Source organism: Herbaspirillum sp. 1173, assembly GCF_031455335.1.
Taxonomy (GTDB): domain Bacteria; phylum Pseudomonadota; class Gammaproteobacteria; order Burkholderiales; family Burkholderiaceae_D; genus Herbaspirillum; species Herbaspirillum huttiense.
Window position 1 is genome coordinate 1 of record NZ_JAVDSP010000018.1, and the last position, 14211, is coordinate 14211.

General features: G+C 60.6%; 16 protein-coding genes and 3 tRNA genes. 15 read left to right on the forward strand and 4 right to left on the reverse strand.

Annotation, left to right across the window (positions count from 1 at the left end; all coding sequences use genetic code 11):
- Positions 1 to 70: 70 nt before the first annotated feature.
- The 4 genes from J2X56_RS26880 to J2X56_RS26895 all read right to left on the reverse strand — a co-directional run bounded on the left by J2X56_RS26880 (position 71) and on the right by J2X56_RS26895 (position 1695).
- A complete protein-coding gene (locus tag J2X56_RS26880) occupies positions 71 to 697 on the reverse strand; it encodes an MBL fold metallo-hydrolase (protein ID WP_310164244.1) in 627 nt (208 codons plus the stop codon).
- A 171-nt stretch (positions 698 to 868) separates the two neighbouring features.
- The gene (locus J2X56_RS26885) at positions 869 to 1087 is read right to left on the reverse strand and encodes a magnesium chelatase domain-containing protein (protein ID WP_310164246.1); all 219 of its coding nucleotides are present in this window, start codon (positions 1085 to 1087) and stop codon (positions 869 to 871) included.
- A 73-nt stretch (positions 1088 to 1160) separates the two neighbouring features.
- Positions 1161 to 1406 carry an accessory factor UbiK family protein gene (locus tag J2X56_RS26890; RefSeq protein ID WP_121037228.1) on the reverse strand — a complete coding sequence of 82 codons (246 nt, stop codon included), beginning with the start codon at positions 1404 to 1406 and terminating at the stop codon, positions 1161 to 1163.
- A 58-nt stretch (positions 1407 to 1464) separates the two neighbouring features.
- Positions 1465 to 1695 (reverse strand): hypothetical protein, encoded by a 231-nt coding sequence (locus J2X56_RS26895; RefSeq protein ID WP_147432024.1) that lies wholly within the window; start codon positions 1693 to 1695, stop codon positions 1465 to 1467.
- Between the two features lie 166 nt (positions 1696 to 1861).
- On the opposite strand from J2X56_RS26895, the gene J2X56_RS26900 reads away from it, so the two are divergent.
- The 15 genes from J2X56_RS26900 to J2X56_RS26970 form a co-directional block, all read left to right on the forward strand.
- Complete coding sequence (locus J2X56_RS26900; RefSeq protein WP_034334997.1) at positions 1862 to 2644, forward strand: TorF family putative porin; 783 nt, start codon at positions 1862 to 1864, stop codon at positions 2642 to 2644.
- Positions 2645 to 2656: 12 nt separating this feature from the next.
- Entirely contained in the window at positions 2657 to 2995 is a 339-nt protein-coding gene (locus J2X56_RS26905; protein ID WP_006713297.1) for a P-II family nitrogen regulator, read from the forward strand.
- 15 nt (positions 2996 to 3010) lie between these two features.
- On the forward strand, positions 3011 to 4546 hold the full coding sequence (locus J2X56_RS26910; RefSeq protein ID WP_121037225.1) for an ammonium transporter: 1536 nt from the start codon (positions 3011 to 3013) through the stop codon (positions 4544 to 4546).
- Between the two features lie 405 nt (positions 4547 to 4951).
- Entirely contained in the window at positions 4952 to 6250 is a 1299-nt protein-coding gene (gene gshA, locus J2X56_RS26915; protein ID WP_034335012.1) for a glutamate--cysteine ligase, read from the forward strand.
- 38 nt (positions 6251 to 6288) lie between these two features.
- The gene (gene gshB, locus J2X56_RS26920) at positions 6289 to 7257 is read left to right on the forward strand and encodes a glutathione synthase (protein ID WP_039790493.1); all 969 of its coding nucleotides are present in this window, start codon (positions 6289 to 6291) and stop codon (positions 7255 to 7257) included.
- Positions 7258 to 7322: 65 nt separating this feature from the next.
- Entirely contained in the window at positions 7323 to 7733 is a 411-nt protein-coding gene (locus J2X56_RS26925; RefSeq protein WP_008334083.1) for a PTS sugar transporter subunit IIA, read from the forward strand.
- Between the two features lie 57 nt (positions 7734 to 7790).
- Positions 7791 to 8060, forward strand: coding sequence for an HPr family phosphocarrier protein (locus tag J2X56_RS26930; RefSeq protein WP_121037219.1), 270 nt, complete (start codon positions 7791 to 7793; stop codon positions 8058 to 8060).
- Between the two features lie 249 nt (positions 8061 to 8309).
- Positions 8310 to 10100, forward strand: a complete 1791-nt coding sequence (gene ptsP / locus J2X56_RS26935) for a phosphoenolpyruvate--protein phosphotransferase (RefSeq protein WP_121037216.1) — start codon at positions 8310 to 8312, stop codon at positions 10098 to 10100.
- 317 nt (positions 10101 to 10417) lie between these two features.
- Positions 10418 to 11557, forward strand: coding sequence for a homoserine O-acetyltransferase (locus J2X56_RS26940; protein WP_209569967.1), 1140 nt, complete (start codon positions 10418 to 10420; stop codon positions 11555 to 11557).
- Positions 11554 to 12156, forward strand: a complete 603-nt coding sequence (gene metW / locus J2X56_RS26945) for a methionine biosynthesis protein MetW (RefSeq protein ID WP_034337480.1) — start codon at positions 11554 to 11556, stop codon at positions 12154 to 12156. The genes J2X56_RS26940 and metW overlap by 4 nt, the downstream gene beginning before the upstream one ends.
- Positions 12157 to 12285: 129 nt before the next feature.
- On the forward strand, positions 12286 to 13548 hold the full coding sequence (locus J2X56_RS26950; RefSeq protein WP_039790490.1) for an AmpG family muropeptide MFS transporter: 1263 nt from the start codon (positions 12286 to 12288) through the stop codon (positions 13546 to 13548).
- Between the two features lie 128 nt (positions 13549 to 13676).
- Positions 13677 to 13762, forward strand: a tRNA-Tyr gene (locus J2X56_RS26955).
- A 79-nt stretch (positions 13763 to 13841) separates the two neighbouring features.
- Positions 13842 to 13915, forward strand: a tRNA-Gly gene (locus J2X56_RS26960).
- Positions 13916 to 13961: 46 nt separating this feature from the next.
- Positions 13962 to 14036, forward strand: a tRNA-Thr gene (locus J2X56_RS26965).
- 80 nt (positions 14037 to 14116) lie between these two features.
- On the forward strand, positions 14117 to 14211 hold a 95-nt coding region (locus tag J2X56_RS26970), incomplete at its 3' end, for a GTP-binding protein (protein WP_005434227.1).

The following is a 14211-nucleotide window of genomic DNA, read 5'->3' on the forward strand; positions in this document are numbered from 1 at the left end:
GGATATCAAGGGTCGTACGACCGTGTGGCCGCCTTTGGTAGACGATGGAAGGTGGGTCAAATGGAGAGGGTCAAATCTGCGAGCAAATCAACACATAGTCGGTAGTGGCGCCCGATGTTAGCAAACTTACCTCTTCACGCTCCCATTTTTTTGCAAGCGCGCGAAGCTGCTCTTCGTTTGGCGAGAGAATTGTTATGACTCCCCAATCAAAATTATTTTTTTGTCCTGCAATTTTCAAGCTTCGGCCTGAAACTCCCATGCGAGACAATTGGTCGTCAAATGCTATGCCTTGAGCGATGCTTGTCTGCGGTCCGTTGGATACGCTGATCTGAATGTCGGCGTCTTTAGGCACGCTTTCCGCCAAGTCTTTAGCGATTAGGCGCGCGGAGTTGAACCAAACATTGGTCCCCAAGACCTTCTGATATTTCTCCAACTGGGAGGCTTTTAATAGCCCACCAATGTGATCGTCATCTACATGGGTCATCACGACTAGATCAAGGGGAGTCTCGCAATCCGCAAGTGAATCGAGAAGTTCTTGCAAGGGGCCAGGAGTAATTTTTGGTCCCTGTTTTCTTTGGAAGCATTCCGGTGGTCCCCCATCAATCAGTATCCGAAACTGCTTGGTTGAGTCGACGCCAGCACGTATGAGAATTGAATCCCCATGGCTCGCGCGCAACAAGCTCACGATTAATGACATGAACAGAATTCCCCTAATTTTTCTTATCGGCTGAGAGGAATTATTGCATTTATTTCGGGGGATATGTAGAGCTTCGTCGTTGCTTCTATGGCAATCATTCACCCCATCTGGAGGCGATTCTACGGATCGAGGGCCTTGGCTTTTGATGACGTTTTTATCTGCGTCATTTTTTCAATAATGAGGTTGACTACATTTAATGCGGCGGGCGGGGAATTCAAACCGGGCGTTTTGCAGCGCCGCCCGGACGCGGTCCTTGGCTTCCTTCACCTCGGCCTCGGGGAGTCCGACGATGGTGAAGGCCGGCAAGCCATTGGCCAGATGCACCTCGACCGTCACTGGCGGGGCGCTCATGCCGGCCAGGGCGCGGCTGCGCAAGACTGCCAGGCTCATCGCGATGAACCCGGCAGCTGGTCAGCAGAAAGAAGGGAAGGGGGAGGGAAAGAGAAAAGTGTCCGGGCCAGGGTCATGGATTCTGTTTTTGCTGAGCCTCAAGCTCGGCAACACGCGCTTCCAGCGCCTCCAGGCGGGCACGGGTCTTGGCCAGTACCTGGGCCTGGACGTCGAATTCCTCGCGCGTGACCAGGTCCAGTTTGGCAAAACCCTGACTCAGCATGGCCTTGACGTTCTTCTCGATGTCCTTGGCCGGAGAGTTCTCGATCGCCTTGTTGATCTTGGATTGCAGGTCTTCAAAAAATGGGGGCTTGTCCATGTCGGATCTCCTTGGCAGATAGCTGTACTGCAAGTTTAGCGGTTTCCCGCCCATCCTCCTACCGGGATGTCCCGCTGAGACCGCATTTTTGCCAACAGGTGCCGGCTAGCGCTTCAAAACGGGCAGAAAACGCGCTGAAATGCAGTGAATTTTCCTGCAGGAAATGCTCCGACTTGGTGATCTTTGCTTCGCCCGCCACCCGCGCACCAAAATGTGTTCGCCGCGTTTGATGCAGGATTAATAAAAAACCATCAATATCGCACCAGCAGCGTGCATTTGGGTGGCGCATGCACTATTTTGAAGCTGATCTCGAAAAAAATCGTTGCAAATCTCTGGTTTCACGCAAAAAGACAAGTCTGCCTTGCCGAACGGACATGGCACGGCTCCTGCTAATGAGTCTGGGCAAAGACAAAAAAACCGACTTTATTGTTAAAACATAAACCAGAGGGAAAGTCATGAAGAAACTGATTCTTGCAACAGCCATCGCCGCATCCTTCGTTTCTACCGTGGCCCGCGCAGAAGACGCCAAGCCGGACAATGAACTGAGCTTCAACGCTGCCGTGGTGAGCGACTACCGCTATCGTGGCCTGACCCAGACCCGCTTTGATCCGGCCCTGCAGGTTGGCGCTGACTACACGCACAACCCGACCGGCCTCTACGCCGGGACCTGGCTGACCAACATCAAGTGGATCAAGGACGCGGGCACCCTGACCGGTACCGACACCAAGGGTGACGTCGAGTGGGACATCTACGGCGGCAAGCGCGGCGACATCGGCGGCGGCTTCACCTATGACGTCGGCGGCCTGTACTACTACTACCCGGGCAACACCCTGGCCAACAGCGGTGCCAAGAACGCCAACACCTTCGAACTGTATGGCCAGGTCGGCTACGGTCCGGCTTACTTCAAGTATTCGCAATCGCTGACCAACCTGTTCGGCGCCGTCAACAGCAAGTACAGCCAGTACTTCGACCTGGGTGCCAACATCGAGACCTACTACGGCGTGATGCTGGGTCTGCACGTCGGTCACCAGAGCGTGCGCGGCAACCCCAACGACTTCAGCTACACCGACTGGAAGATCGGCCTGTCCAAGACCTTCGACGAGGCAGCCGGCATCACCCTGGGCCTGGCCTACGTCGGTACCGACCTGAAGGACGGCGTGACCACCACCCCGGCATCGGATGGCGCCAAGAACGTCGGCAAGAACGGCTTCGTCTTCTCCATCAGCAAAACTTTCTAACAAGAGGTTCGTATGAAACTGATCACTGCGATCATCAAACCGTTCAAGCTGGATGAGGTGCGTGAAGCCCTCTCGGCCATCGGTGTGCAAGGCATCACCGTGACTGAAGTCAAGGGCTTCGGTCGTCAGAAAGGCCATACCGAGCTGTATCGCGGTGCCGAGTATGTGGTGGATTTCCTGCCCAAGACCAAGATCGAGGCCGCCGTGGACGACGCCATCGTCGAACGCGCCCTGGAAGCCATCGAGACCGCCGCCCGCACCGGCAAGATCGGCGACGGCAAGATCTTCGTCCAGGACTTGCTGGACGTGATCCGTATCCGTACCGGCGAGACCGGTAAAGACGCTCTGTAAAAAAGGGGAATTCTAATGAGCATGAAGAAAATGTTTTCCGGCGCGCTCGCCATTGGCGCGCTGTTGTTGGCGGTAGGTTTTACCGCTCCGGCCCAGGCGCAGGACGCGCCCAAGCCTGAAGCTGCAGCGGCCACCGCCGCTGCCCCGGCCGCTGCCGCTCCGGCTGCGCCCAAGGCTGAAGCAGCTGCCCCGGCTGCCGCTGCCCCTGCAGCGCCGGCCGCGGCCGCTGCTGCTCCGGGTCCGGTCCCCAACAAGGGCGACACTGCCTGGATGCTGGTGTGTACCGCTTTCGTCATCCTGATGACCCTGCCGGGCCTGGGCCTGTTCTACGGCGGCCTGGTGCGCAGCAAGAACATGCTGTCGGTGCTGATGCAGTGCTTCATGATCTTCTCGTTGATCTACATCCTGTGGTTCGTCTACGGCTACAGCATCGCGTTCACCGAGGGCAGCGCCTTCTTCGGCGGCTTTGATCGCCTGTTCCTGCACGGCCTGACCGGTGACTCCAACACCGCTACCTTCAGCAAGGGCGTGGTCATTCCGGAACTGGTCTTTGTCGCCTTCCAGGGTGCCTTTGCCGCCATCACCGTGGCGCTGATCATCGGTGCCTTCGCCGAGCGCGTGAAGTTCTCCGCCGTGATCCTGTTCTCGATCCTGTGGTTCACCTTCTCCTACCTGCCGATGGCCCACATGGTCTGGTTCTGGCCGGGTCCGGACGCCTTCACCGATACCGCCGCCGCCGAAAAGGCGACCGCCATCTCGGGCTGGCTGTTCCAGAAGGGCGCGCTGGATTACGCTGGTGGCACCGTGGTGCACATCAATGCCGCCATCGCCGGCCTGGTGGGTTCCTACGTGATCGGCAAGCGTATCGGTTTCGGCAAGGAAGCCTTCAAGCCGCATAGCCTGACCCTGACCATGGTCGGTGCCTCGCTGCTGTGGTTCGGCTGGTTCGGCTTCAACGCCGGCTCCGGTCTGGAAGCCAACGGCACTGCTGCCCTGGCCTTCGTCAACACCATCCTGGCCACTGCTGCCGCGGTCCTGTCCTGGAGCTTCGGCGAATGGATCGGCAAGGGCAAGCCCTCCATGCTGGGTGCTGCTTCGGGTGCCGTCGCCGGTCTGGTGGCGATCACCCCGGCGGCCGGCTTCGTGGGCGTCATCGGTGCCGTGGTCATGGGTCTGCTGGCCGGCCTGCTGTGCCTGTGGGGCGTGAGCGGCCTGAAGAAGATCCTGGGTTCGGACGATGCACTGGACGTCTTCGGCGTGCACGGCGTGGGCGGCATCCTGGGTGCCATCCTGACCGGCGTGTTCGCAGCGCCCAGCCTGGGCGGCACCGGCATCTACGACTACGTGGCCAACGCCGTTGCTCCGGATTACTCCATCGGCGGCCAGGTCTGGATCCAGTTCCAGGGCGTGCTGACCACCGTGATCCTGTCGGGTGTGGTTTCCTTCATCGCCTACAAGATCGTCGACGTCGTCATCGGCCTGCGTGTGACCGAGGAAGAAGAACGCGAAGGCCTGGACATCTCCAGCCACGGCGAATCGGCCTACCACTAAGCATCTGTCGTACTGAGTCTGCAGTATTCCTTCGGGGCTGGAAACGGCCTCTTTACAAGGCACCTTCGGGTGCCTTTTTTCATTTGCAGGCTTCACGACATGAAGAGGATGCAAGCTTGCCAGGGAGTCAAGCTGTCGTTTTTTTGCCATTTCCTTCAGGTAAAGCGGTTTCCTGATGCATTGCCGCGTCGCAGGGGGATAATTCCCGAGTATTTGAGTCGGACTCTTTAAAATGCCGCCATCATCGCCATGTGAACACTCCCGGCCACGCCTTTGCAGCGATCGTGGCCGGATCCCGGCTTTGCTGAAATGGCAACAGCGGCGTCTACTGCGTCGCAACACGGTTTCAGGAATCCGCTAAAATCGAAGCTCGCTGCCGGCATTTACATATTGTTAAGGTCTTTTATGGTCCCGCATCTCGTCACCGCTCTGAATGGTCCCCTGCTGGAGCTGGAGAAGAAAATCCTGGGTGCCACGCCGGCCATCGAACGCTGGTTCCGCATGGAGTGGCAGGAGCACACGCCGCCCTTCTATTGCTCGGTGGACCTGCGCAATGCCGGTTTCAAGCTGGCACCGGTCGATACCAACCTGTTCCCGGGCGGCTTCAACAACCTCTCGCCGGAAATGCTGCCGCTGGCGGTGCAAGCGGCCATGGCGGCCATCGAGAAATACTGCCCGGATGCACGCAACCTGCTGCTGATCCCCGAAACCCAGCCCGGCAATACCTTCTACCTGCAGAACATCGGCCGCCTGATGCAGATCTTCCGCCAGACCGGGCTGAACGTGCGCCTGGGTACGCTGGCCCAAGGCGCAACGAAGCCGCAGCAGATCGAACTGCCCGACGGCACCCACATTACGCTGGAACCGCTGGAGCGCTCGGCCAACGGCCGCCGCCTGGGCCTGAAGAACTTCGACCCCTGTACGGTGCTGCTCAACAATGACCTCTCCAGCGGCATTCCCTCGGTGCTGGAAGGGCTGCATGAACAAAGCGTCCTGCCGCCGCTGCACGCGGGCTGGGCGCTGCGCCGCAAGAGCAACCACTTTGCCGCCTACGATGAAGTGGTGAAGAAGTTTTCCAAAATGGTCGAGGTCGACCCCTGGATGCTCAACCCGCTCTTCGCCAAGGTCAGCGACATCGATTTCCAGGAGAACACCGGCACCGACGCGCTGGCCGACAGCGTGTCCTCGCTGCTGTCGAAAATCCGCAAGAAGTACAAGGAATACGGCATCAAGGAACAGCCCTTCGTCTTCATCAAGGCCAATGCCGGCACCTATGGCATGGGCATCATGGCGGTCAAGGATGCCAGCGAGATCAAGGACCTCAACCGCAAGCAGCGCACCGGCATGCTGGCCGGCAAGGAAGGCCTGGAAGTCTCGGAAGTGATCGTGCAGGAAGGCGTGCACTCCTTCGAACGCATCAACCAGGCCGTGGCCGAGCCGGTGGTCTACATGATCGACCGCTATGTGGTGGGCGGTTTCTACCGCGTGCACGCCGAACGTGGCGTGAACGAAAACCTGAACGCCCCCGGCGCGCATTTCGTGCCGCTGGCCTTCGCCCAGCAGCATGCCCTGCCTGACATGCATGCCAAGCCGGGCACGGCGGCGCCCAACCGTTTCTACATGTATGGCGTGGTGGCGCGACTGGCGCTGCTGGCCGCCTCGGTGGAGATGGAAAAGACCGACCCCAACCCGGAAGTTTATTAATATCGCGCCTTTGCCAGGCTCAACAGGACCCCAGCCTCATGAAAATCGCTTTCCTCGCCGATCCTCTGGATACGTTCAAGACGTACAAGGATTCCACCTTCGCCATGATGCGCGAGGCCGCACGCCGCGGGCACAGCATCTACGCCTTCGAACAGGGCGACCTGGTGCTGGAAAACGGTCTGGTGACTGCCAATGCCTTCAAGATCACGCTGACCGGCGAGGCCGATGACTGGTACCGCGCCGACAAGCCGGCGTCGTCCTTCCTCTCCGAATTCGATGCGGTGATCGTGCGCAAGGATCCGCCCTTCGACATGGAGTACATCTACACGACGTACCTGCTGGAGCTGGCCGAGAAGCAGGGGGCGCGCGTATTCAACAAGCCGGCTGCCATTCGCAGCCACAACGAGAAACTGGCCATTGCCCAGTTCCCGCAGTACACCGCGCCGACCCTGGTCACGCGCGACGCCAAGCGCCTGCGCGCCTTCCACGACGAGCACCAGGACGTGATCCTGAAGCCGCTCGACGGCATGGGCGGCATGGGCATCTTCCGCGTCAAGGCCGATGGCATGAATCTGGGCTCCATCATCGAAACCCTGACCGACAACGGTCAACGCACGATCATGGCGCAGCGTTTCATTCCCCAGATCAGCGCAGGCGACAAGCGCATTCTCCTGATCGGCGGCAAGGTGGTGCCCAATGTGCTGGCACGCATTCCGCAGGGCAACGAGGTGCGCGGCAACCTGGCCGCAGGCGGTCTGGGCAAAGCGCAGCCGGCATCGGCTCGCGACATCGAGATCGGCGAGGCTTTGGGGCCGATCTTGTATCAACGTGGCCTGTTACTGGTAGGATTGGACGCTATCGGCGACTATCTCACCGAAATCAACGTCACCAGCCCGACCTGCTTCCAGGAAATTACCCAGCAGACCGGCTTTGATGTGGCGGCGATGTTCGTGGACGCGCTGGAGGCAGCCGCAGGGGCAGCAGAGGTTACAGGGTCGGTCGGATAATGGGATCGACAGAGCATGACGGGCTGCTCGGGGAAAAGCGCGTCGCAACAGATGGCAACAATTCCATGGTTGGTATTCTTCTCTTGACGCACGCCCCGCTGGGGCAAGCTTTCCTGGCCGCCGCCACGCACGTTTTCCGCGGCCGCCCCGAACGGATGGAGGCGATCGACGTGATCGCCGACCAGAACCCGGCGGAAGTGCAAAAACTGGCCATCGAGGCGGTCGGACGCCTCGATGATGGCAGCGGCGTACTGGTCATCACCGATGTGATGGGCGGCACGCCCTCCAACTGTACGGGCTTCCTGTGCGGCTTGGGCAACGTCCAGGTGATCGCCGGCATCAGCCTGCCCATGCTGCTGCGGGCGCTGACCTACCGTAACGATACGCTGGATGTGGTGGTGGAAATGGCGCTGGCAGGGGGCCAGAATGGTGCGGTGCGGATCGACAACCGCATCCGGGTGGCGGCCTCGGCCTGAACCTTGCTTGCCCGGCGGCATCGAACCGCGCCAATACGATAAAAACGAAAGCAGAACATGATTCAAAAAGAACTCGAAATCGTCAACAAGCTGGGCCTGCATGCACGCGCCTCGGCCAAGCTGACCCAACTGGCCGGCAAGTTCAAGAGCGAAGTCTGGCTGACCTTCAACAAGCGCCGCGTCAATGCCAAGTCCATCATGGGCGTGATGATGCTGGCCGCTGGCAAGGGCAGCATCATCACCCTGGAAACCAACGGCGCCGATGAGCAGGAATGCTTCACCGCCCTGGAAGCGCTGATCGCCGACAAGTTCGGCGAAGGCCAGTAAGCCCCTTCACCGCGCTCGCGGTATTGCGCCGCAGCACCGCGGCGCGGCTGGAATGCTTCTTGCGATATGTCAAGGCCCGCGCACTTCCTGTGCGGGCTGAAACAATGTTCATATACGCTGCCTGTCCATCTGTCTTCAGTGTGTCGCGCCCGGTCCTGATTGCCAAACCGTACATTGTTCGGTAACTTGCTCCAGCTACCGCGCGCAGGCAACACGGCGGACTATAAGAAAACAGGCAGGAGATACGCGATGGCTTCATTCAGCTTACATGGAATCGCGGTGTCGCAAGGCATCGCCATCGGACGCGCGCACTTGATGGCGCCGGCCGCACTGGACGTCAAACACTACCTGATCGCGCCCGACCAGGTCGAGGCCGAGATCGGGCGCTTGAAGAGCGCGGTCAAGGCGGTGCACCAGGAACTTCATATCATCCGCTCGGAATTGCCCAAGGATGCGCCGCCCGAGCTGGGCGCGTTCATTGATGTGCATTCGCTCATTTTGTCGGATCCGATGCTGGCCGAGGTGCCGCAGGACATCATCCGGCACCGCTACTACAACGCCGAATGGGCGCTGGTGACCCAGATCGAGGAATTGTCGGCCCAGTTCGACGAGATCGAAGACCCTTACCTGCGCGAGCGCAAGGCCGACATCCAGCAGGTCGGCGAGCGCATCCTCAAGATCCTGACCGGCAGCGCCACCCACCTGCCGCCCACCGGCGAGGCCGCCGCCAACATCATCGTGGTGGCCCACGACATCTCGCCGGCCGACATGCTGCAGTTCCGCGAGAGCGCCTTCGCCGGCTTCGTCACCGACCTGGGCGGTCCCAACTCGCACACCGCCATCGTGGCGCGCAGCCTGGCCATTCCGGCAGCGGTCGGCATGCACAATGCGTCGGTGCTGGTGAAGCATGACGATGTGCTCATCATCGATGGCGACGCCGGCGTGGTCATCGTCGATCCATCCCCGCTGGTACTGGCGCAGTACCGCGCACGGCAGGAGCGGCTGCTGCGCGAGCGGAAGAAACTTTCACGTCTCAAGAAGACCCCGTCCATCACCCAGGATGGCGAGCCGATCACGCTCCTGGCCAACATCGAGCTGCCCAACGATGCCGCCAACGCCTTCGAGGCGGGCGCGATGGGCATCGGGCTGTTCCGTTCGGAATTCCTGTTCATGGGAAGGGCCGGGCATCTGGAGAAATTCCCCAGCGAGGATGAGCAGTTCGAATCCTACAAGCAGGCCGTCATCGCCATGAAGGGCAGGGTGGTCACCATCCGTACCCTGGACGTGGGCGCCGACAAGCCGCTGGACGAGGATGAAGAAACCGCCCTGAACCCGGCGCTGGGTTTGCGCGCCATCCGCTACTGCCTGTCCGAGCCGCAGATGTTCCTGACGCAGCTGCGGGCCATCCTGCGGGCGTCGGCCTATGGTCCGATCAAGCTGCTGGTGCCGATGATGGCGCATGCCTTCGAGATCGACCAGACCCTGGCCATGATCGAACAGGCCAAGCAGCAGCTGCGCGACCGCAAGCAGAAGTTCGATGAAGAGATCCCGGTCGGTGCCATGATCGAGATCCCGGCGGCTGCCCTGGCGCTGCCCTTGTTCATCAAGCGGCTGGACTTCCTCTCCATCGGCACCAACGACCTGATCCAGTACACCCTGGCCATTGACCGCGTGGACCATGAGGTGGCGCATCTCTACGATCCCCTGCATCCGGCGGTGCTGTTCCTGCTCTCGACCGTGATTGCCCAAGGCCGCAAGGCGGGCATTCCGGTCTCGGTGTGCGGCGAAATGGCCGGTGACCTGAAATGGACACGCCTGCTGCTGGGCATGGGGCTGCTGGAGTTCTCCATGCATCCTTCGCAGATTTTGTCGGTGAAGAACGAGATCCTCAACAGCGACTTGCGCCTGCTGGAACCGCAGGTCAAGAAGGTCCTGCGTGCCACCGAGCCCGCCGCCATCAGTGCGGCCATGGCGCAGTTGCAAGCCTTGCACGCCGAGCCGGCCGTGGCTGAAGCCAAGGTGGCGGCGCGCCGCCGTTAACCGCAAGGGAGCCGGGCAGGGCCGTTTGACGGGCCTGCCCGACTTGGGTATTCTTACGCCACTGCGCCGATTTGAACGGTTTGACCAACTTCAGCTTGCGGGCGCCGGGATCCTGATCCCATCTAAATGCGGCTAAAGCGAGCTTGGATCAGCTGTTCCTCCCAAGACTGCCCCGCCCCATCGATGAGTGAGCCCGCAAGCACTGCTTCCGGGCTTTTTTGTTGCCCGCGCACGAGACTGGCCACCCGCCCGGCGAAGCGACCGCCAATGCCGCTCCCCGGAGCCGGCTGGCGCCGAGTCACTTACGCAGAACAATCATGTCGATCGGAATCGTATCGCCCCAGGTCATGCATTTCGCCGAGCCGCTGCCGCTGCAAAGCGGTGCCGCGCTGGCGGACTACTCGCTGACCTATGAAACCTACGGCACCTTGAATGCCGACAAATCCAATGCCGTGCTGGTCTGCCATGCGCTCAATGCTTCACATCACGTGGCTGGCGTCTACGCCGACGCCCCGGACAACGTGGGCTGGTGGGACAACATGGTCGGTCCCGGCAAATCGCTGGATACCGACCGCTTCTTCGTCATTGGCGTGAACAACCTGGGGTCCTGTTTCGGCTCGACCGGGCCGATGCACCCGAACCCGGCTACCGGCCAGCCCTATGGTGCAGACTTCCCGGTGGTGACGGTGGAAGACTGGGTCAACGCCCAGGCGCGCCTGGCCGACCGCCTCGGCATCACCTGTTTCGCCGCCGTCATGGGTGGCTCGCTGGGCGGCATGCAGGCGCTGGCCTGGAGCATGATGTATCCGGACCGCCTGCGCCATTGTCTGGTGATCGCCTCCACGCCCAAGCTGTCGGCGCAGAACATCGCCTTCAATGACGTCGCGCGCCAGGCCATCCTGACCGATCCGCAGTACCACGGCGGCGATTTCTATGCGCATGGCGTGGTGCCCAAGAACGGCCTGCGGGTGGCGCGCATGGTGGGCCACATCACCTATCTGTCGGACGACGACATGGCCGAGAAATTCGGCCGTGACCTGCGTTCGGGCGAGTACCAGTTCGGCTACGGGGTGGATTTCGAGATCGAATCCTATCTGCGCTACCAGGGCGACAAGTTCTCGACCTACTTCGACGCCAACACCTATCTGCTGATCACCAAGGCGCTGGACTACTTCGATCCTGCGCGCGAATTCGGCGGCGACCTGGCGCGCGCTTTCGCCCGCACGAAGGCCAAGTTCCTGCTGGTGTCCTTCACGACCGACTGGCGCTTCTCGCCCGAACGCAGCCGCGAGATGGTGCAGGCGCTGGTGGCCAACAAGCGCCGCGTGAGCTATGCCGAAATCGACGCCCCGCACGGGCATGACGCTTTCCTGCTGGACGATGCGCGCTACATGAAGGTGGTGCGCGAGTACTACGGAAGCATCTGGACTGAACTGCAGCAGGAGGGCCGCGCATGACTTTCGAACAATTGAGCGCGCTGCGCCCCGACCTGGCCTTCATCGCCCACTGGGTGCGCGAGAAGTCGCAGGTGCTGGATCTGGGCTGCGGCGATGGCGTGATGCTGGACTATCTGCAATCCGACAAGGGCTGCTCGGGCTATGGCGTGGAGATCGACGATGAGCAGATCCCCAAGTGCGTGGCGCGCAATGTCTCGGTGATCCAGCAGGACCTGAACGGCGGCCTGGCCATGTTCGAGGACAATGCCTTCGATACCGTGCTGTGCCTGTCGGCGCTGCAGATGGTCAAGGATGTGGAGGGGACCTTGCGCGAGATCGCCCGGGTCGGACGCGAGGTGACGGTGTCCTTCCCCAACTTCGCCTACTGGCCGCACCGCGTGGCGCTGCTGCGCGGACGCATGCCAGTGTCCAGGAGCCTGCCCTACCAGTGGTACGATACGCCGAACCTGCGCTGCGCCACGATCAGGGACTTTGAGGCGCTGGCCAACGAGCTGGGCCTGGAAGTGCTGGAATGTGTGGCCTTGAAGGATGGCAAGCCGGTGCGCTACTTCCCGAACTGGCGCGGCAGCCTGGCGGTCTTCCGGCTGCGCAAGAAGTAAGCGGAAATCCGATCACCAGGATTTTGCAAAAAGCTTCACCATGCCCCGCAGACGCCGGTCCGGCAGTGCCTATCGCTGGCGACCGGCGTTTTTTGTTTCATGTTTCGCGTTTTTCGAGCTGATCCGCCCATGACCGCACCCGCCGCTTCCTGGCAGCAATACCTGAACCGGCGCATGCTGATCTGCGTCTTCCTCGGATTCACTTCCGGCCTTCCGCTGTTCATCCTGTTGAGCCTGTTGCAGGCCTGGCTGGCCAAGTCCGGCTTGAACGTCAAGACGCTCGGGCTGTTTGCGCTGGTGATGTTCCCCTACACCTGGAAGTTCGTCTGGTCGCCGCTGATGGACCGCTTCCACTTCGGCCGCATCGGTCGCCGGCGCGGCTGGATGGTGTTCACCCAGCTGCTGCTGTTCCTGGCCATCGGCGGCATGGGCATGCTCGATCCGCTCACTGACGTGAGCACGATTGCCTTCATGGCCTCGGTGGTGGCCTTCCTCTCGGCCAGCCAGGACATTGCCATCGATGCCTATCGGCGCGAGATCCTGCCCGAAGCCGAGCTGGGCCTGGGCAGCGCCATCCACGTCAATGCCTACAAGCTCTCCGGCATGGTGCCGGGCGCGCTGTCGCTGGTGCTGGCCGACCAGATGCCGTGGCCGACCGTGTTCTGGATCACCGCCGCCTTCATGCTGCCGGGGCTGCTGTGCTCGCTGGTGGTGAAGGAACCGAAGGTCTACGGGACGCCACCCAAGAGCCTGACTGAAGCCGTGGTGCTGCCTTTCCGCGAATTCATCGCCCGGGGCGGCTGGGGCAATGCGCTGTGGGTGCTGGGCTTCATCTTCCTCTACAAGCTGGGCGACAGCATGGCCACGGCGCTGGCCACCAAGTTCTACATCGACCTCGGCTTCTCGATGACGGAGATCGGCGTGGTCTCCAAGACGACCAGCCTGTGGGCCAGCGTGGCCGGCGGCATCATCGGCGGCATCTGGATGGTACGGCTGGGCATCAATCGCGGGCTGTGGGTGTTCGGGGTACTGCAGGCGGTACCCATCCTCGGGTTTGCCTGGCTGGCCCACGTCGGTGCCAGCCTGCCGGTGCTGGCGGTGGTGATCGGGCTGGAAGCCTTTGGTGTGGGCCTGGGGACCACGGCCTTCGTCGCCTACATCATGCGTGAGACCGATCCGCGCTACACCGCCACGCAGTTTGCTTTGTTCACCAGTTTGATGGCCGTGCCTCGAACTTTTGTGAATTCTTCGGTGGGTTACATCGTCGCCGACACCGGCTGGTTAAATTTTTTTCTAATTTGTTTCGTTCTGGCCTTGCCTGGAATGCTGATGTTGCCTAGAATTGCGCCCTGGAATGAAAAGCCGGTTGAGTCGCAGACACAAAAAGCCTGAAGATTCGAAAAAACGTCGCGGGTCGTTCCTCTGAGCAATATCCGGCAGTTGATAAAATATTTTGCCCCGAAGCGAAAATTTAGTTGACAGTCCAGAGATGTTCCTCTATAGTTTTGAGTTCCCTGCACGGAGAGGTGGCCGAGTGGTTAATGGCAGCAGACTGTAAATCTGCCCTCTTACGAGTACGCTGGTTCGAATCCAGCCCTCTCCACCAATAGGCCGGGAGTCAAAGCAGTCTGCAGTACATACGCGATCGAAAGACGCGGCGGTTGTGAAGTGAAGGTTGTTTCCTCGCGGGTGTAGCTCAATGGTAGAGCTGAAGCCTTCCAAGCTTAAGACGAGGGTTCGATTCCCTTCACCCGCTCCAAGTTTTGGTCCGGTTGCATGTTTGGTTGTTGTGCAGTCGGAAAAATGCCCTTGTAGCTCAGTGGTAGAGCACTCCCTTGGTAAGGGAGAGGCCACGTGTTCAATCCACGTCAAGGGCACCAGTTTCTCGTCGTATCGCTGACAAGTCAGTAATCAGTCGGGCGTGTTGCCTGGACATTCTCATCAAATTTAGGAGTCTAAGATGGCAAAAGGCAAGTTTGAACGGACCAAGCCGCACGTGAACGTCGGCACCATCGGTCACGTTGACCACGGCAAGACCACCCTGACCGCTGCAAT